The sequence below is a fragment of the Methylotenera mobilis 13 genome (assembly GCF_000384255.1).
Classification (GTDB): Bacteria; Pseudomonadota; Gammaproteobacteria; order Burkholderiales; family Methylophilaceae; genus Methylotenera; species Methylotenera mobilis_B.
The window spans coordinates 2,574,859-2,592,923 of record NZ_KB913035.1; the positions used below are offsets into that span (position 1 = coordinate 2,574,859).

Genomic DNA, 18,065 nt, shown 5'->3' on the forward strand with positions numbered 1-18,065 from the left:
TATCCACCCTGCTGTATTGCCATCTACAATTGCTAGGCATTCAAACTCACCGCCTACTTCAATCTTTTATAATCCTCCCATGCAATTACACTACCAAATCTTAGGCGATAAAACTTCAGCCCAAACCCAACCACTGATATTACTGCACGGCTTATTTGGCTCTGGCGATAACTGGGGCACAGTTGCCAAGCATTTTTCACAACACTACCAAGTGATTAGTGTCGATTTACGCAACCATGGCAGATCACCGCATAGTGACTCACAAACCTACACCGAGATGGCAGATGATCTGCTTAAGTTATGCAATACGCTAGGTTTAGACCGTATCCATTTAGTCGGGCATTCGCTAGGCGGAAAAGTGGCGATGCAATTTGCGACGCAATTTCCTGATCGGCTGGAAAAATTGATTGTGGTAGACATGGCAATACGGTCTTATCCTGATGCTTACACGCATATGATTGATGCGATGATGACCGTTGACCTTAGCACCATGCAAAGCCGCGGTGACGTGGATAAAGCATTGATTAGCAAGATTCCCCACGCGATGGTGCGCCAATTTTTACTAATGAATTTAATCAAGTCAGACGTCAATCACACAGAAAGGGATGTCAATAAAACCGCCCTGACCTGGCGCATTAACCTAGCCGCACTCAAAGCCAACTACCCTAGCCTGCTGCAAGCCGTGTGCGAAAACGTACACTATGAAAAGCCTAGCTTATTTATCCGCGGTGAACGCAGTGATTACGTGCAGGATCGCGATATTGAGCATATCAAAACACATTTCATCAACGCACAATTTGCCAGCTTACCAACAAACCATTGGGTACACGCAGAACAGCCACAAGCGTTTATTGAAGTGGTCGCTGATTTTCTTGGGAGTGGGAAATAACAATCCCGTTAAACCGTAGTTGGCAAATGTGCGTGAATGATAAATATGGATCAGCAACTACAGAATAGAAAAATATTGTCGTAAATGATTAAAGATAGATTATGCTGATTGCGTAATGAAGATCCAATAAAAAATCAAACAAAAAACTAACCGCCCAATCACCAAAGAAATAACAATAAAATGAAACGCAACCACACTATTGCATTAATACTTTGCGGGCTATCGATTACAACACAAAGCCATGCAACAAATGGCTTCAACTTAATTGGCTATGGCGCAGAGTCAACCCTCATGGGTGGCGCTGATACTGCGGTGGCACGCGACACCAGCGCCTTAAACACCAACCCTGCAGGCTTGGCACAGATTAAGGGCAAGATGTTTGATGCTTATGGTTCAATGCTACGCACCACTGATTTGGCACACAAAGACGCTCGCAATGATCAGCATGCTGACAATCGCTACGTCTTTCTTGCTGGTGGCGGTTATGCACAACAGCTAGAAAACTCAACCTGCACAGCTGGTATTGGGTTTTTCTCACAAGGTGGTGCAGGCGCAGTGTTTAAACACATTAAAACGCCGTTTGGTACCGATGACGAAATGAGCTCACTGTTTGCTATTGCAAAAATAACGCCGGGCATTGGTTGCCAAGTCACAGACAACCTTTCCATAGGCGGCTCTGTTAGCTTAACTTACGCAAGTATAGAGCAGAAGTTTTTTTACCACACACCCCCTGCCGGTAGTTTCGCAGGCTTTGAAAATAAAGGCGCAGACACTATTCGCCTCGGCTTTAAACTAGGTGCTCAATATAAACTGAACGAGCAATGGACACTCGGTACAAGCTATACAGAAAAAACTGAATTACCGCTCACTGGCGGTACCGCTAAATTTAACTTTGGCGCGTCTGGCATTGCTAAATATGACAACCTTAGTATTAAAGGATTTGCACTACCGCGTGAAGTAGCGATTGGCGCGGCCTTTAAACCTAATCCCGATTTATTGCTTTCAGCCAAAATCAATTGGCTGAATTGGGCGGATGCCATTAACGATATCACGACCACATGGACTGAAACTTCAAACACCTCTGCATCTGCCTCGATGGTGAGTGTGAACCAACAAGATTGGCATAACCAAATCGTATATGCACTAGGTGCAGCTTACACTTATAACGACAAAACCACTTTATATGCAGGCTACAACTATGGCAAAAATCCGGTACCAAAGAACAACTCCAGTGCTTTGCTTGCTGCAACATTAGAACAGCATGTCACACTGGGCTTTGCTCGAAAATTGGATGAAACATGGAAACTCACGAGCGGTATTGAGTTTTTATTACCGAAAAAAGTGACTTACGATAGTCCATTATTTGGAAACAATACGGAAGTACGCAATGAGGGATTTTTTCTACATTTAATGCTGAGCAAACAGTGGTAAAACTTTCTATGCGATAAAAGAAATAAGCACCTCGCCTTACGCGAGGTGCTTAAGAACGAAGCATCCAATCCAATCACAGCACTATCTAGTGCTGATCGGTATTGACTATTTTCGTGTCAAAACCAAATACATTACCCGCCCATATCCACATTACCAAAGCCAACACACCAAAAGGCATGTAGCCCATATAGCCTAAAAGCGGCATTTCTGAAAAGATGTGAATCACATTTACGTAAGGGATATCGTATACCCAGTAATTAGGATTAGTAATCGGCATTTGTGGATGTGCACTTCCGTAGTTCCAACACTCCCAAACAAAACCATTCAACATGGTTGCCAACGCAACTAGAAGCGCGGGGGTCCAGTTGCCTTTTGCCATTTCAGTAAAAGGGGTCCAAATATTAAGCTTGATGAGTAATCCTGAAAATATCATCAATATACCGATCCACAGCACCCAAAATAATGGATAAGGCCAAAACACCATTAGGAATAATAATACATAGCCTGCATACAATAAAAAATTACCATTGAGAGAAACTTTGGGGCCTTGAGAGTACCTACTGACCAAACTAGGGCAGGTGTTCAACAGCATGTACCATTGAAAAATAGCTGGCCAAACGGTCGTATACGCTAGTAAAAATATCACCACCACAGTCTCATGTGACAATGAAGGAATACTCTCTGTTTGCGGGTAATACCAATTACCTAAAGCAAAATAATTATAATACTCAAACACATACCAGCCAACCAGGGAAACCAAAGCGCTGATTAGCAGTGTTTTTGGTTTAGATGAAAGCAAAGACTCGCCATTGTTATAACGATAAACAACGCCATCTAGTGTAAAAATAAAGCTCCACCAGAGTGGTGTAAATGCATAATAAACTAGGCTGCCAAATATAGTCACTCGCGTCCACATCAGCCATAAGAAAAACAGTGTAGACACTAACCCCACCCAAAACCAAACAGGTAAAGGTAAGGGTTTGTTAGGTGCCGCAGGCACAACCTTTTTAAATCCAAATAGCGTGGGGGCAATAAATAGCGCAAGCACAACCAATTCTATAAAGGCCAACGCGCAGAATACAATTAAATTAAAACCTGGTGCGTCAGCGACATATTGCGGAGGAAATAAACCAAAACCAGGCGGCAAATGTGTATCGGGATAAGCAAACCAACTCGCAATTAAAGGTACTAGCAAAGCTAGTATGATGGGCATGATTAGTTTCTTCTGCATTTGAAATCCCGTTGTTAATCAAAAATTTCGCTACACTTATTCCACAATCTAAATTGATGAATCTGCTTACCAATAATTGGTATGCGTATTATTTTGACATATCCACTCACCTGTGGCTTTTTAACATGTTGAGATGAAAATCTCATCGCATTTCGTCATTAGGCAGGAAAAGAAACGCGTTTGTATGCCTATCAATTAACACTGTGCAAAACATTATCAGTCAATAAAGTTAGAAACAATCACCCATACAGATTACTTCATTTAAATTTAGAGACTAACCGACCACTCAATGCCTACCTTCATCACCAAAGTTTTTCTGCCATATTTTGTGACTTAATTCTATCTATCCACCATTTCAACCCAGCTCCCTCATGTCCACTGCGCCAAGCCATATAGATGGATTCTGGTTGGCGTGGCTCCTCTACCCGCTTTTCTACCAACAACCCATCCGCAATCGCTTGACGGGCTAATGGCTCTGGTAAAAACCCAAAGCCTAGGCCTGCTAACTGAAATTGGTATTTAGTGCGCATATTTGGCACGGCCAAGGTGTCCTGCCCAAATAATAGGCCCACAGTACGTGGTGGCATTTTTCTCACAGAATCACTCACTGTAATGGCTCGATATCGATAAAGGTCTGCTTTACCTAATGCGTGATTAACGTTTGCCAAGGGATGGCTAGGTGCAACCGCAAACACAAACGAAGTGGAGCCAATCAACACAGAGTGATAACCACCACCAGATGGCCCCTCACCTGCTGCGCCTATTAGCAAGTCTACACGCCTATCCATCAGTGCTTCCCAACTACCAGATAGTGCCTCTTGTGAGAATCTTAGCCTAATTAGATTGGCTACTTTGTAAAATTCAGTGATGTCTTCAACCAAAGCGGTTGGAGAAAAAATAGAATCCATGCCGATGGATAGCTCAGTTTCCCAGCCCGATGCTACGCGCCGCACTCTATGTTCAAGGTCTTCAGCTGCTTTAAGCAGGTATCGCCCCTCTTTTAGTAGCTCTTTACCAGCACTTGTTAGGCTGACTTTAGGACCTAACCGCTCAAATACTTGTACGCCTAAGTCTTGCTCTAATTTACTGACGGTATATGAAATGGTGGACGGTACTTTATGCAGCTCAACCCCCGCAGCAGCAAAAGATCCACCACGGTCAATGGCATCAAGAATTAATAGTGAATCAAGGCTTATTCTGAACATTCGATTTTTTCGATGATAGGTTGATAATTTTTCCGTTTTTCATAGTGAAAAGACAGGTTCATAATGCTTATCACATTAACAGCAAGCCATTTATTAACAATCACTATGTTTCAAATTATCGCACATAGAAAAATAAATGACGCAACGATTCAACAAAAATAGGAGTCATTCATCATGTTACAGGTGCTAAAAAATAGTCAACGAGGGGCAGCTGACCACGGATGGTTGCAATCTAACCACTCGTTCTCATTTGGTCATTACTACAACCCTGACCAAATGGGGTTTGGACCTTTACTCGTGATCAATGAAGACCGAGTACAGCCTGCACGAGGGTTTGGCACACACAGCCACGAAGATATGGAGATTATTAGCTACGTATTAAGCGGTGCGCTAGAACACAAAGATAGCATGGGCAATGGCTCTGTGATTCATTACGGTGATGTGCAAAGAATGAGTGCCGGTACTGGTGTGAGCCACAGTGAATTCAACCACTCCAGCACTGAGCGTGTGCACTTTTTACAAATATGGATTAGCCCTAACGTCACTGGGATTAGCCCAAGCTACGAGGAAAAACATTTTGATAGCGCATCAAAAATAGGCCAACTGCGCTTGATTGCCTCTCAGGATGGAAAAGATGGCTCAGTACTGATTCATCAAGATGCCAGCATCTATGCATCGATATTGAATAGCAACGCCTCATTAACACATCAATTAGCGCAAGGCAGAACAGGCTACGTGCATTTAATTAGAGGCCAAGTTGAAGTCAATGGCATCAAATTGACCACAGGTGACGCCTTAAAAATTCAAGAGGAATCATTGCTTGAGTTCAGCAATGCAGTGGATGCCGAGTTACTGATTTTCGACCTCCCTTACTAATTTTTATTTACTTTTTTTAATGACTTTATATTTTTTAGGAGCAATACCATGACACAAGAAACCATTTTAATTGTAGGCGCAGCAGGTAATAACGGCGTAGCAGCAATTGAGGCCTTAGTGAACAAAAATGATCGTAATATCAAAGTGGTTGCTGGCGTAAGAAGCGCAAGCAAGGCTACCCAACTTAAAGAAAGATTCCCAACGATCGAAACTGCTATTTTTGATTTAGATGAGCCAGCTACGTTAAAACCAGCGTTTGCAGGGGTGACGAAAGTTTACATTATTCCAGGTAACGTAGAGAACAGAGCAGAACATGCCAAAAATACGGTAGATGCAGCGGTAGCGGCAGGCACAGTGAATCAAATCGTGTTGTTATCGGTAGTAGGCGCAGAGTGGGAAGCGATTCTGTTTGCTAAACAGTTCCGCCAAGCAGAGAAGTATTTAGAAGCTTCAGGTTTACCATGGACGCATCTGCGCACTATCTGGTTCCAAGATAACTTTTTTGGCTGGGCAGATGGGGTAAAAAGTGGCAAATTATATTTTGGCATTAGAGATGGCAAACTTGCACCATTAAATGTGCAAGACATTGGCGAGGCAGCAGCCGTGACACTCACGACAGCAGGCCACACCAATAAAGCTTACAACATCACAGGGCCAGAGCTGTTATCAGGCAGCGACATTGCCGCCGTATTCTCACGCGTCACAGGCCATAGTGTTGACTACGTGTCACCAGATGAGGACACAACGTATGCATCACTCACTGGTTCTGGCTGGCCTGAGTGGCAGGCAAAAGGTGTGCTTGAACTGTTTGAAGTCTTTGCCTCAAACCAAGCAGCGGTAGTGACTACTGATGGTGAAGCTTTACTAGGACGCCCATTAACCAGATTTGAAGATTTTATTACTGCCAACAAAGCTGCTTTTATTTAAGCAGCACTAAATAAAGTAGTGTACTCACGTCAATACATCTCCCGAGCAAAAGCTTGGGAGGTTAATCCAATCAACGACATAAAGAAAAGACAGCAAGATGATTTTAGAAAGAATTCTTACTTGGAGAAACTCAATTTTCAGCATCAGTGCTGAAGGAGAGTGTAATAGCTCAGACACACAGCCAATGGATTTAGATGCAAAATTTAGAGAAGAAGAAACATGGCTGGGGATAGGATGACACCCCTTCACTGGCATGGCGATCATTAGCTCGCTAAGCCAGTGGACGGCCTAAGCATTAACCAAACTGGTAAGAGGCCATGACCACGCCAAACACCGCATCAGTAAAAATACGCTCACCAACACTATCACCCGCTGCACCAGCCACGACCATCAACGGGATAAGATGATCTTCTCTTGGGTGAACCAACCGCGCATACGGCGCTTGCTCCCAATCTACCAACGCTTGATTACGCTGCTGTGGATCATGACTAGTGACTGCTTCATATAAATACTGCTCAAATTGCACAGAAGGCTCCAGCGATGCCGGCCTGCCAAAACCACGCATATTATGATATGTGAGCCCACTACCGATAATGAGCACGCCTTCATCTCTTAAAGGCGCTAAGGCCTCACCAAGCTGTATATGCTCAAGTGGATCGTAAGTGGTTTTCATGGAGAGCATTACAACAGGAATATCAGCATCAGGGTACATCAACATGAGCGGGACAAAAGTACCGTGATCAAACCCTCTTTTTTCATCTTTCAATACAGCTACACCAGTTAATGCCAACAGCTCACTAACTCTTTTCGCTAACGCAGGGCTACCGCTCGCAGGGTACTGCACATGATAAGTATGTTCAGGGAAACCAGAATAGTCGTACACCATCGCTGGTTGCTTTGCGGTAGATACCGTAAATTGCGGCTCTTCCCAATGGCCTGTAATCACCAAAATCGCTTTAGGTTTTGCTGGCAAACTTGCTGGCAACTTGGCCAACTCCGCCTCTGTTACTGCAAAACGCTGACGCATGTCTTCAATATAAGGCCAAGGCCCACCGCCATGAGAAATAAACAACGTAGGAAATCGAGTGCTTAGTTTTATACTCATATTTTGTTGTTTCATATCACTAAGCTACTCCTAATTTCTTGCCTTTAAAACATCCTCGCAACAAATTTACAAACAATTACATGTTATTTACATTTGGTAAGATTTGCGTTTATACTAATGCTTATAAATTAAAGCCTTTGCATAAATAGCAGGCAAAAAAAGACCCCAACCAAGGGGATGAAATTGGGGTCCAAAAGTGCCTCATCGTCTAAGGCTTCCGCTCAGGGAGGATTGGAGCGGAAAGGCAACTTGCGTTACCTGTAAGGTCTGACTGAGCCTTTTCAAAATAAGTTCCCAAAATAAATGAAGACTTTCATTTTTGGAAACCCCCTATTTCTTGTCAGCATTAATTTTTCGTTCTTTTAATAAATCTACGTCATACCTGATAGCAGAACCTGCATCTAGCATATGCAAAAAAAGATATTCGAAACCTGTATAAACGCCAGCCACATATGAAATATTCGGTTTAGGTAGTCATGCTAAAATATGGGCTATGAATAACCAACCGCAAACCACCATGCAAGACCCTCTGTTAGCTGGATTGAATAATAAACAACTTGAGGCGGTCACATTACCGCAACAGTCCGCATTGATTTTAGCTGGTGCTGGCAGTGGTAAAACACGCGTACTCACCGCGCGTATTGCATGGCTGATCCAAACTGAGCAAGTTTCGCCTACTGGTTTGCTGGCTGTGACGTTTACCAATAAAGCGGCAAAAGAGATGCTCACCCGCATTACGGCATCGCTACCCATCAATACACGCGGCATGTGGGTTGGTACTTTCCACGGCTTATGTAATCGCTTATTACGCGCACACCACCGCGAGGCTGGGCTGCCAGCAAGTTTTCAAATTTTAGATATTGCAGATCAGCTTTCCGTCATCAAACGCTTAATGAAGCTGATGAATGTGGATGATGAAAAATTTCCGCCTAAGCAAGTACAAAACTACATTAACGGCTGTAAAGACGAAGGGTTACGTGCGCATGCGGTTGATGCTTACGACCCACACTCACAAAAATTACGTGAGATTTTTGAAGAATACGATAAACAATGTCAGCGGGATGGTGTAGCTGACTTTGCAGAGCTGCTATTACGCTGCTATGAGTTGCTGGAACGTGACGCCAATATCCGCCAACACTATCAAAACCGGTTCAGATATATCTTGGTAGATGAGTTTCAAGATACCAATCGCTTGCAATACCAATGGCTAAAATTATTGGCGGGTAAAGAAAACTGCATGTTTGCAGTAGGTGATGACGACCAATCCATTTACGGCTTCCGTGGTGCACGTGTCGGCAATATGCGTGATTTTGAAACCGACTTCAACGTACAAAGCGTAGTCAAGTTGGAAGAAAATTACCGCTCACACAGTAATATACTCGACGCCGCCAATGCCATTATTTCGCACAACAAAAACCGTTTAGGCAAAAACTTATGGACCAGTGCTGGTGCTGGTGAGCCTGTGCGTGTATACCAAGCTTACAACGATAACGATGAAGCCCAATTTATTGTCGATGAAATTAAAATGCTGCATGCAGAAGGCACTGAGCTAGGCGAAATGGCCCTGCTCTATCGCTCCAATGCGCAATCTCGCGTATTAGAGCATGCGCTATTCTCGGCTAACCTGCCGTATCGCGTTTATGGTGGTTTGCGCTTCTTTGAACGCGCAGAAATTAAACACGCACTTGCTTACATGCGCCTGATTGCCAATGCCAATGACGATACCGCATTATTGCGCGTGATTAACTTCCCCGCACGTGGCATCGGTGCCCGTAGCTTAGAGCAGCTACAGGAGGCCGCTCGCGCAGAGAATTGCAGCTTATGGCAGGCCGCCATTAATAAAGTGGGGCATGGCAAAGTTGGCGGTAAAGGGATTGATGGTTTTGTTGCACTGATTAGGCAAATGGTAGATGAAGCTTATGGCATTAGCCTCTCTGAACTAGCAGAACTCGCCACCACGCTTTCTGGCCTCAAAGCACATTACCAGAATGAAAAAGAAGGTGAAGACCGCATTGCCAACTTGGAAGAGCTGGTCACGGCGGCAGTTGCCTTTACTAATCAGGATTTTGGCAACCACAGCAACACAGATGGCGAGACCGAACAAGATCTACTCACACAGTTTTTAAGTCATGCAAGCTTAGAGGCTGGTGAACATCAGGCCGATGTCGGGCGCGAGGCTTTACAGCTAATGACTGTACATGCGTCTAAGGGACTAGAGTTTAAAGTAGTGTTTATTAGTGGCCTAGAAGAAGGTCTGTGCCCGCACGAGCAAAGCACCTACGAAGCAAACGGTTTAGAAGAAGAGCGTCGCTTAATGTACGTGGCGGTAACGCGTGCCAGACAACGTTTATATCTTAGCCACGCACAAAGCCGCATGTTGCACGGACAAGTACGCTATGGCATTCCATCACGCTTTTTGGATGAAATCCCAGAAGAACTGCTCAAGCACTTAAATAGCAAACCTGTGGCCAAATCTGGCTATGGCAGAGATTACAATGAACTACCCGCCATGATGAGTAAACAGCAAAGTAGCACGCAAAAAAATGCAATGCCTTGGAAAGTGGGTCAGCAAGTAGCCCACAGTAAATTTGGTAATGGTGTTGTGGTGAGCTATGAGGGCAACGCTAACGATATGCGTGTACAGGTAAATTTTGGCCGTGAAGGTTTAAAGTGGCTAGCGCTGGAATTTGCAAAACTTACAGCTATTTAAGCAAAACCTTAAGCCCAAAGTACATAAGTACACCAAGCAAAAGAAGCTCAGCAATATCGATAAAATCTAATAGTAAAAACGCACGACTGTTAGCCAACACCACTAGACGTGACCCTAAAAAAAATCCCTATCAGTTAAATATTTAACTAATAGGGATTAATCCGTTGCACTTAATCAAGCGCAACATAATGTAGCGCTTAAGCTTGATCTTGTTGGTCTTGGTCTAGATTTTGGCTTGGGTTCTCTATGCCAAAAATATCAGCATAGCTGGTGTACAAACTGGTCATCATGACAGGAATGATAGCAACAAACACGACTGCAAAAATCACATGCAAGCTCACCACCAACCACATTGCGGCCATTAATACCGCCATAAATATCAAGCCATAGAGCAAAAATGGCAGCATATTCTTTAAACAGGCTACAAAACTTAACTTCATTGCATCAACTGCTTTCAACTGATTAAGCCCAGCTAACACTGGCGCAAACCAATACCCCATTAGCACAGGCATCAAAAAAAGCATCGCAATCAACAAAGGCAATAAAACAGTGCTAGCTTGCTCTGGGCTCAAATCTTTACCTTGTGCAATCAGCTCAATGGTTGGCCTATCCATCATCAGTACAACAAACACAGCAATCACGAGTAAACTCATCATGTAAATGCCACCAACCGCGATTAACTGCGAGGTGTTTTGCTTAAAGCCTTGAAACAGATGATTGATTTCTAAATCCTGATTGCGAGTAAGCGCTTGGCAACCCCACATCATGCCTGCTGCAAACACAGGGGCAAGTAATGTACTCACCACAGAGCCCAATATGGGCACCAGTGAAATAGGAATCATAATCGCTAGATAAATGACTAACAAAATAATCCACATCACTGGATTAGCCCTAAACAAAGCAATACCATTCACAATCCATAGCCATGCGCTTGCTGCCGGCACTTGCCTGATGACTGGAGCTTGCATGTTTAGATCTTCTGCCATGATACTTTCACCTCGGGGTTGAACTCAGTTTGCTTTAAATAATGCTTAAATATTGTCTTTTAACTTAGTACTTTTAGGTATTGTTTAAACATAATGTCTACATACCAATTAAGGTATTCATCAACAGTCATTAACGCTGCGCAGTACGTAACTTAAGTATGTTTTTAAAATGGTCAGGGTCTTTTGCATGCGTTAGCTCACCCGCTTGCGGGTAAATCTGATCATACAAGCGTGACAACCAGAAACGTAATGCGGCAATCCGCAGTAAACCACTCCAAGCAGCATGCTCAGCTTGCTCAAACGGCCTCACGCTTTGATAAGCTTTCAGCAGCGCTTCAACTTTTTCTGTATCTAGTTGCCCATCTGCCTGTACGCACCAATCATTTGCAACAATCGCCAAATCATAAGCGAGCACATCGTGACAAGCGTAATAGAAATCAATTAACCCACCGACCTTATCGCCATCAAACAATACGTTATCACGGAACAAATCAGCATGAATAATGCCTTTAGGTAATGCTGAGGTATCAAGCTCAGCTTGAAACTCCAATGTTTCAGTCAGTAACTGTTGGTCATCTGCCGATAAGTGTGCCATCACTTTTTGTGCGGTTTGATTACGCCAATCAGCACCACGTGGGTTTTGATGCGCCTGACCTGAAGTTTGCCCAGCAAACGTCTGCCCTGCCTGATGCATTTGCGCCAGCACTCTGCCAACCTCAGCACAATGCACTACGTTTGGCGCAGCAATATCGCGACCATTCAGGCAGCTAATCAACACGGCTGGCTTACCATTAAGCATATGCAAGCTTACCCCTGCCTTATTTGTGATAGGGTCAGGACAAGGGACACCGTGCTCCGATAAATGGTGCATTAAATCAATAAAATACGGGAGTTCATCAATCGTGTTGTGTTCAAACAAAGTGAGTACGTACTTACTTTGCGTGGTCGTCACAAAGTAATTGGTATTGGTAATGCCTGAAGAAATACCTTTTAAGTCAACTACTTCACCAATTGGGTAGTCTTGAAGCCAAGCTTGTAATTGCTGAATGCTAACTGAGGTAAAAACAGACATAGGTATATTTAAAACTGGAAATGATTAAAGGCGAGGCATTATAACAACCATGTGAATGAAAGCACGCTGCCTCATTCACATGAACGCTTGAAAGTGTGATCAATTAAAATGTGAAAATGGTCCATTTAGGAATCACCAATGGTGGATTAGGCCCATCATTGACCCAAGCACCATCTTGGTCTTCACGGTGCATATAGTAAGGCACACCATGTTTAGGCGTGATTTTCATCATATATAATTGACCACCAACACGATACTCCTCAATCGTTTCGCCTTCTTTTTTGATGATGGTAATCACTGGCTCATCAGGATTATCTTCTGCACTAATACTTGGCGGTGGAATGTCTTCTAGTGGCTCAAGGTTTGCTGGTAAATCTTTAGCTTGGAGCAATGCAGGAAAAAGCATTGCTGCTATGAATAAAGACGCTAGATTTTTGTTACTTTTACGCATAATAATCACCACCCTTAACGGCATGAACACAATCAACTAACCAATGTCTTATTCTATCAAAAACCACCCAATATAAGACCATGTGCTTATAAATAAAGCTGAATGCGTTCTTCTTCTGCAGAAAGCTTGAAGCCTCGTGTTTCGTAATGCTTAAAGATGGCTTGTACGATTTCAGCAGGATCATCAATCATCTGTATTAAATCAACATCACTAGCCGAAATCATGTCTTCGCTGACTAAGGTTGTTTTCACCCAATCAACTAGCCCACGCCAAAAAGGCTCACACACCAGAATAATTGGTATCCTAAGCGTTTTACCAGTTTGCACCAAGGTGATGGCTTCCATGAGCTCATCCAAGGTCCCAAAGCCACCTGGCATGACCACATAGGCGCTTGCATACTTCACAAACATCACCTTACGCATAAAGAAGTGTTTGAAATTTTGGCTGATGTCTTGATATGGGTTTGCATTCTGCTCATGCGGCAGCTCAATATTTAAACCAATACTCGGAGACTTTCCTGCGAATGCACCCTTATTAGCGGCTTCCATAATACCTGGCCCGCCCCCAGAAATCACAGAAAACCCTGCATCAGATAGCCTTCTGGCAATATCTACCGTCAACTCATAATAAGGGCTATCAGGCTTGGTGCGCGCACTGCCAAAGATAGAAACCGCTGGTGTAATTTCTTTCAGCCGTTCGGTAGCATCGACAAACTCAGACATAATTTTAAACGCATGCCAAGACTCAAGCCCAGTATGGTGCATTCCCTGTACATCAGGGTCTGTGATTTTTGGAATTTTTTTAACAACGGTCATGACTGAGAAATCCTTGATGAATGAACTACCAACATTTAAATAGGCTAAATTAAAACCTTGCGTATAAAACAATTTTTAAGCACGCCATATATGTTTTATTATGTAGGCGATTAAAGACCGTTGGCAACAACCTATTGCAACTTTTTGTTCAATACACAAGCAAATGAACATGAGGCGTGCTCGCAATTTTTGGATTTTTACATGAAAACTTTATTATTAGTGGATGGTTCATCTTATTTATATCGCGCGTTTCACGCGATGCCTGACCTAAGAAATCGCCAAAACGAACCAACTGGTGCGATTCAAGGTGTATTGAATATGTTACGCCGCTTGCATAAAGATTACCCCGCTGATTACAGTGCTTGTGTGTTTGATGCGAAAGGCAAAACCTTTAGAGATGATATCTATCCAGAATATAAAGCAAACCGCGCATCAATGCCCGATGACTTAAGAGCGCAGATTGAGCCATTATTTGAAGCCATTAGAGCGATGGGCTGGCCGCTGATTGTGGAAGATGGGGTGGAGGCTGATGATGTGATTGGCGCGCTCGCCAAACAAGGTGCAAGTGAGGGCATGAAAGTCATCATCTCCACTGGCGATAAAGATATTTCACAACTGGTGGATGAGCAAATCACTATCGTGAACACGATGCCAAACGCATTTAGAAAAGGTGATGAAATATTAGATGTTGCTGGCGTTGAAGAAAAATTCGGCATTCCTCCCACCCTGATTGTTGATTATTTAATCTTGATTGGCGACACCTCAGATAACGTGCCAGGCGTTGAAAAAGTAGGCCCCAAAACCGCAGTGAAGTGGCTGAAAGAATATGGCTCATTAGAAAATATCGTCGCGCATGCTGATGAGATTAAAGGCGTGGTCGGTGAGAACTTACGCAAAGCGCTGCCTTGGCTACCTACAGCACGCGAGCTGATTACTATCCGCTGCGATGTTGGCATTCAAGAAAATTTGACTGACCTAGCACCGCAAACTCCAGACAAATCCAAACTTGCCGAACTGTTTGATCGCTTTGATTTTAAAAGCTGGCGCCGTGAGTTGGACAACATGCCAGACACCACAACCAATACAATGCCTACTCGTTCAGTAGCAACAAATACAGCGACGCAGCAAATGCAAACTACCGATATGTTTGCACCTAATGAGTACACAGCAAATACCACACGTAACTACGAAACCATTTTAACCAATGCACAGTTAGATGACTGGCTCAATAAAATCAGCACCGCAGCATTGGTTTGCTTTGATACGGAAACCACCTCACTTGACCCGATGACTGCAAAAATCGTGGGGATGTCATTTAGCGTAGAAGCTGGCAGTGCGGCATATTTGCCATTAAAGCATGATTACTTTGATGCACCATCCCAGCTAAATTTTGATGAGACTTTGGCTAAAGTTAAACCCATATTAGAGAACTCTGCTATTAAAAAAGTGGGGCAAAACCTGAAATATGATCAGCATGTATTAGCCAACCACAACATACAACTTAACGGCATTGAGCACGATACGCTACTGCAATCTTATGTGTTTGAATCCCATAAATCACATGGTATGGATGCTTTAAGCGAGCGTCATTTGGGCATTAAAACCATCACGTTTGAAGAGGTGGCTGGCAAAGGGGCAAAACAAGTAAGCTTTAACCAAGTAACGGTTGAAGTTGCAGCAGAATACGCTGCTGAAGATGCTGACATTACGCTGCAACTTCACGAAGCGATGTATCCGCAAGTGGCGGCCGATGTAAAGCTAGACTATATCTACAGCCAAATTGAAATGCCCGTTTCAAATATTCTGTTCACCATTGAGCGCAATGGCGTGCTGATTGACGCCAACATGCTCAATGCACAAAGCAATGAAATTGGCCTAAAACTAGTGGCATTAGAGAACCAAGCCTACGAGCTTGCTGGACAACCGTTTAACCTAGGCTCACCAAAACAGCTACAAGAAATCTTATTCGGCAAACTGGGCATCAAACCGCTGAAAAAAACACCAAGCGGCACACCATCAACGGATGAAGATGTTTTACAAGAGCTAGCTTTGGATTACCCACTACCAAAAGTCTTACTGGAGTACCGCGGTTTAGCCAAGCTCAAATCTACCTACTCGGACAAACTTCCACGGATGATTAATCCCAATACGGGTCGCGTACACACTAGCTATAACCAAGCCGTAGCCATTACTGGCAGACTCGCCAGCTCAGACCCTAATTTACAAAATATTCCAGTGCGCACACAAGAGGGCCGCCGTATCCGTGAAGCATTTATCGCCCCACAAGGCAGCCATATTGTTTCTGCCGATTACTCGCAAATTGAACTACGCATCATGGCACATCTGTCGCAAGATGCAGGCATGCTCAACGCATTTGCCAATAACGAAGATATTCACCGCGCCACTGCCGCAGAGATTTTTGGGGTAGAACGCAGCGCCGTGGACAACGAACAACGACGTTATGCCAAAGTCATCAACTTTGGGTTGATTTACGGCATGAGCGCGTTTGGTTTGGCGCAAAACTTAAATATCGAGCGCAGCGCCGCACAAAGCTATATCGAGCGTTATTTTGCGCGCTACCCAGGTGTGCGCCAATACATGCAAGAAACGCGCGAGATTGCCAAACAAAATGGCTACGTAGAAACCTATTTTGGACGCAGACTCTGGGTGCCAGAAATCAACAGCAGCAATGGCATGCGCAGAGCTGGCGCTGAACGTGCCGCGATTAACGCACCGATGCAAGGCACAGCGGCTGACTTGATTAAACTCGCCATGATTGCCGTGCAGAATTGGTTAACTTCAGAAAAATTAAACACCAAACTCATCATGCAAGTTCACGATGAACTGGTGCTGGAAGTACCAGATAATGAACTCGCACTAGTGAGAGAAAAACTACCAGAACTCATGCAAAATGTGGCTAAATTGGACGTACCGCTACTGGCTGAGGTTGGCGTGGGTAGTAATTGGGAAAGTGCGCATTAACTAAACAACGATTAAGATACTTTACAATATGCAAAACTTCGGCCTCTACATCATTGGTGATGAAATCCTCTCTGGCAAACGTCAGGATGCTCACTTATCCAAAGTGATTGAACTGCTTTCCGCACGCGGGCTACAACTTAGCTGGGCAAATTATTTGGGCGATATTCCAGCCCAAATTACCGCCTCACTTAAGGCCAGCATGGATAGAGGTGACATTGTATTTAGCTGTGGCGGCATTGGCGCGACGCCTGATGATTACACTCGGCAATGTGCGGCTGATGCGGTAGGTGTGCCAATTGCACGCCACTCCGAGGCAGTGGCTGAAATTGAAGCGCAGTACGGAGAAAGCGCCTATCCAAAACGCGTATTAATGGCAGATTTTCCACTGGGTGCAACGCTTATCCCCAACCCTGTTAACCGGGTAGCTGGGTTTGCAATCCATCAACATTATTTTGTGCCAGGCTTTCCGCAGATGGCACACCCGATGATTGAATGGGTGCTAGAGACACACTATCCTCACTTATTTCACCAGCAAGACTACATCGAAACCTCTATTTTGGTGATGGATGCAGGTGAAAGCCAACTCATTGATTTTATGAATTATATTGTTGAAAAACACCCAGAAACTAAGTTATTTAGCCTACCTAAATTAGATCACCGTCGCACCATAGAGCTGGGTGTAAAGGGCGCATCTCTGCAAGTTAATTCAGCCATGAGTGATATTAAGCAGGGAGTTGCTGCACTAGGTTTTCCATGGCTAGAAATCGCAAAATAATCGGTAACCGACTGTTCACCCCACCAAGCTATCGCTGGTTATTTTTAGGCATTTTTGCCATACTATTTGCGCTGACTATTTATGCGATGGCGCACCAGTTCATCCCGTCTCCAACATGGTATGCGCTAAGCTTCAAACTTAACATTGGCTTTACCGTTATCATGGCTAGCTGGTTTTATTATATGTTAATGCTTAATCCAGCATCACTCACTGAGGTTTACAAACGTTATTACAAATGGTTTGTAATTTTATCGGCGCCTGTGATCTTTTATTTTTTAGGGTATATCGCCATTATTTATAGTATCGGCAATATTGCTGGCAGCTTCTCAAGCACCCCACACATCATTCATGATGTCATGCAGAAACAATGGATAGACTCTAGAAGAGGCTGTAAAACACGTTTAGTCGGTAAAAGTCTGCAGCATGCATTACCACCCAACTTCTGCATCACCCAAACTTCGTTTAACCACCTGCCTCAAGAAGTTGCAGTTAGACTGGTTGGGCAACATAGTTATTTTGGCTTCAAACTAGATTACATTGAATACGATTGGGAAAAGACCTTAAAATTATATCCAAGCACTTTAATTTTAACCGCACTACCACTTTAACC

At 43.8% G+C, this 18,065-nt stretch carries 15 protein-coding genes; 8 read left to right on the forward strand and 7 right to left on the reverse strand.

The features are described from left to right. Positions 1-79 precede the first annotated feature (79 nt). Entirely contained in the window at positions 80-889 is an 810-nt protein-coding gene (locus A391_RS0112280) for an alpha/beta fold hydrolase (protein ID WP_029144173.1), read from the forward strand. 180 nt (positions 890-1,069) lie between these two features. Next, on the forward strand, positions 1,070-2,320 hold the full coding sequence (locus A391_RS0112285) for an OmpP1/FadL family transporter (protein WP_019899665.1): 1,251 nt from the start codon (positions 1,070-1,072) through the stop codon (positions 2,318-2,320). A gap of 85 nt (positions 2,321-2,405) precedes the next feature. Here A391_RS0112285 and A391_RS0112290 read toward each other — a convergent pair whose 3' ends face one another. Together A391_RS0112290 and A391_RS0112295 are read right to left on the reverse strand one after the other, a co-directional pair. Further along, positions 2,406-3,551, reverse strand: coding sequence for a hypothetical protein (locus A391_RS0112290; protein WP_019899667.1), 1,146 nt, complete (start codon positions 3,549-3,551; stop codon positions 2,406-2,408). A gap of 302 nt (positions 3,552-3,853) precedes the next feature. Next, on the reverse strand, positions 3,854-4,756 hold the full coding sequence (locus A391_RS0112295) for a LysR family transcriptional regulator (protein ID WP_019899669.1): 903 nt from the start codon (positions 4,754-4,756) through the stop codon (positions 3,854-3,856). 174 nt (positions 4,757-4,930) lie between these two features. Here A391_RS0112295 and A391_RS0112300 point away from each other — a divergent pair, with 174 nt between their 5' ends. Next, positions 4,931-5,632 (forward strand): pirin family protein, encoded by a 702-nt coding sequence (locus A391_RS0112300; protein WP_019899671.1) that lies wholly within the window; start codon positions 4,931-4,933, stop codon positions 5,630-5,632. Positions 5,633-5,680: 48 nt separating this feature from the next. Then, positions 5,681-6,559, forward strand: a complete 879-nt coding sequence (locus tag A391_RS0112305) for an SDR family oxidoreductase (RefSeq protein ID WP_019899673.1) — start codon at positions 5,681-5,683, stop codon at positions 6,557-6,559. A gap of 295 nt (positions 6,560-6,854) precedes the next feature. Here the strand turns inward: A391_RS0112305 and A391_RS0112315 are convergent, their stop codons facing one another. Further along, complete coding sequence (locus tag A391_RS0112315; protein WP_019899674.1) at positions 6,855-7,679, reverse strand: DODA-type extradiol aromatic ring-opening family dioxygenase; 825 nt, start codon at positions 7,677-7,679, stop codon at positions 6,855-6,857. A gap of 478 nt (positions 7,680-8,157) precedes the next feature. Here A391_RS0112315 and A391_RS0112320 point away from each other — a divergent pair, with 478 nt between their 5' ends. Beyond that, a complete protein-coding gene (locus A391_RS0112320) occupies positions 8,158-10,374 on the forward strand; it encodes a UvrD-helicase domain-containing protein (RefSeq protein ID WP_019899675.1) in 2,217 nt (738 codons plus the stop codon). A gap of 197 nt (positions 10,375-10,571) precedes the next feature. On the opposite strand, the gene A391_RS0112330 is transcribed toward A391_RS0112320, so the two are convergent. The 4 genes from A391_RS0112330 to A391_RS0112345 form a co-directional block, all read right to left on the reverse strand. Then, entirely contained in the window at positions 10,572-11,360 is a 789-nt protein-coding gene (locus A391_RS0112330; RefSeq protein ID WP_019899677.1) for a BPSS1780 family membrane protein, read from the reverse strand. A 130-nt stretch (positions 11,361-11,490) separates the two neighbouring features. Beyond that, the gene (locus A391_RS0112335; protein ID WP_019899678.1) at positions 11,491-12,432 is read right to left on the reverse strand and encodes a homoserine kinase; all 942 of its coding nucleotides are present in this window, start codon (positions 12,430-12,432) and stop codon (positions 11,491-11,493) included. Positions 12,433-12,535: 103 nt separating this feature from the next. Next, positions 12,536-12,883, reverse strand: coding sequence for a DUF2782 domain-containing protein (locus tag A391_RS0112340; RefSeq protein ID WP_029144176.1), 348 nt, complete (start codon positions 12,881-12,883; stop codon positions 12,536-12,538). Between the two features lie 86 nt (positions 12,884-12,969). Further along, complete coding sequence (locus A391_RS0112345) at positions 12,970-13,698, reverse strand: TIGR00730 family Rossman fold protein (RefSeq protein ID WP_019899680.1); 729 nt, start codon at positions 13,696-13,698, stop codon at positions 12,970-12,972. 201 nt (positions 13,699-13,899) lie between these two features. Here A391_RS0112345 and polA point away from each other — a divergent pair, with 201 nt between their 5' ends. Genes polA through A391_RS0112360 form a run of 3 tightly spaced genes read left to right on the forward strand, consistent with a single transcriptional unit; the run spans position 13,900 to position 18,063 of the window. Beyond that, positions 13,900-16,680 carry a DNA polymerase I gene (gene polA, locus A391_RS0112350; RefSeq protein WP_019899681.1) on the forward strand — a complete coding sequence of 927 codons (2,781 nt, stop codon included), beginning with the start codon at positions 13,900-13,902 and terminating at the stop codon, positions 16,678-16,680. Between the two features lie 28 nt (positions 16,681-16,708). Beyond that, on the forward strand, positions 16,709-17,455 hold the full coding sequence (locus A391_RS0112355) for a competence/damage-inducible protein A (RefSeq protein WP_019899682.1): 747 nt from the start codon (positions 16,709-16,711) through the stop codon (positions 17,453-17,455). Continuing rightward, a complete protein-coding gene (locus tag A391_RS0112360; RefSeq protein WP_019899683.1) occupies positions 17,434-18,063 on the forward strand; it encodes a hypothetical protein in 630 nt (209 codons plus the stop codon). The genes A391_RS0112355 and A391_RS0112360 overlap by 22 nt, the downstream gene beginning before the upstream one ends. Positions 18,064-18,065: the final 2 nt, after the last annotated feature.

What these genes read in the sequence shown, in the direction of transcription:
- A391_RS0112280 (WP_029144173.1), top strand. Translation starts at nt 80, where the DNA reads ATGCAATTACACTACCAAATCTTAGGCGATAAAACTTCAGCCCAAACC.
- A391_RS0112285 (WP_019899665.1), top strand. Translation starts at nt 1,070, where the DNA reads ATGAAACGCAACCACACTATTGCATTAATACTTTGCGGGCTATCGATT.
- A391_RS0112290 (WP_019899667.1), bottom strand. Translation starts at nt 3,551, where the DNA reads ATGCAGAAGAAACTAATCATGCCCATCATACTAGCTTTGCTAGTACCT.
- A391_RS0112295 (WP_019899669.1), bottom strand. Translation starts at nt 4,756, where the DNA reads ATGTTCAGAATAAGCCTTGATTCACTATTAATTCTTGATGCCATTGAC.
- A391_RS0112300 (WP_019899671.1), top strand. Translation starts at nt 4,931, where the DNA reads ATGTTACAGGTGCTAAAAAATAGTCAACGAGGGGCAGCTGACCACGGA.
- A391_RS0112305 (WP_019899673.1), top strand. Translation starts at nt 5,681, where the DNA reads ATGACACAAGAAACCATTTTAATTGTAGGCGCAGCAGGTAATAACGGC.
- A391_RS0112315 (WP_019899674.1), bottom strand. Translation starts at nt 7,679, where the DNA reads ATGAAACAACAAAATATGAGTATAAAACTAAGCACTCGATTTCCTACG.
- A391_RS0112320 (WP_019899675.1), top strand. Translation starts at nt 8,158, where the DNA reads ATGAATAACCAACCGCAAACCACCATGCAAGACCCTCTGTTAGCTGGA.
- A391_RS0112330 (WP_019899677.1), bottom strand. Translation starts at nt 11,360, where the DNA reads ATGGCAGAAGATCTAAACATGCAAGCTCCAGTCATCAGGCAAGTGCCG.
- A391_RS0112335 (WP_019899678.1), bottom strand. Translation starts at nt 12,432, where the DNA reads ATGTCTGTTTTTACCTCAGTTAGCATTCAGCAATTACAAGCTTGGCTT.
- A391_RS0112340 (WP_029144176.1), bottom strand. Translation starts at nt 12,883, where the DNA reads ATGCGTAAAAGTAACAAAAATCTAGCGTCTTTATTCATAGCAGCAATG.
- A391_RS0112345 (WP_019899680.1), bottom strand. Translation starts at nt 13,698, where the DNA reads ATGACCGTTGTTAAAAAAATTCCAAAAATCACAGACCCTGATGTACAG.
- polA (WP_019899681.1), top strand. Translation starts at nt 13,900, where the DNA reads ATGAAAACTTTATTATTAGTGGATGGTTCATCTTATTTATATCGCGCG.
- A391_RS0112355 (WP_019899682.1), top strand. Translation starts at nt 16,709, where the DNA reads ATGCAAAACTTCGGCCTCTACATCATTGGTGATGAAATCCTCTCTGGC.
- A391_RS0112360 (WP_019899683.1), top strand. Translation starts at nt 17,434, where the DNA reads ATGGCTAGAAATCGCAAAATAATCGGTAACCGACTGTTCACCCCACCA.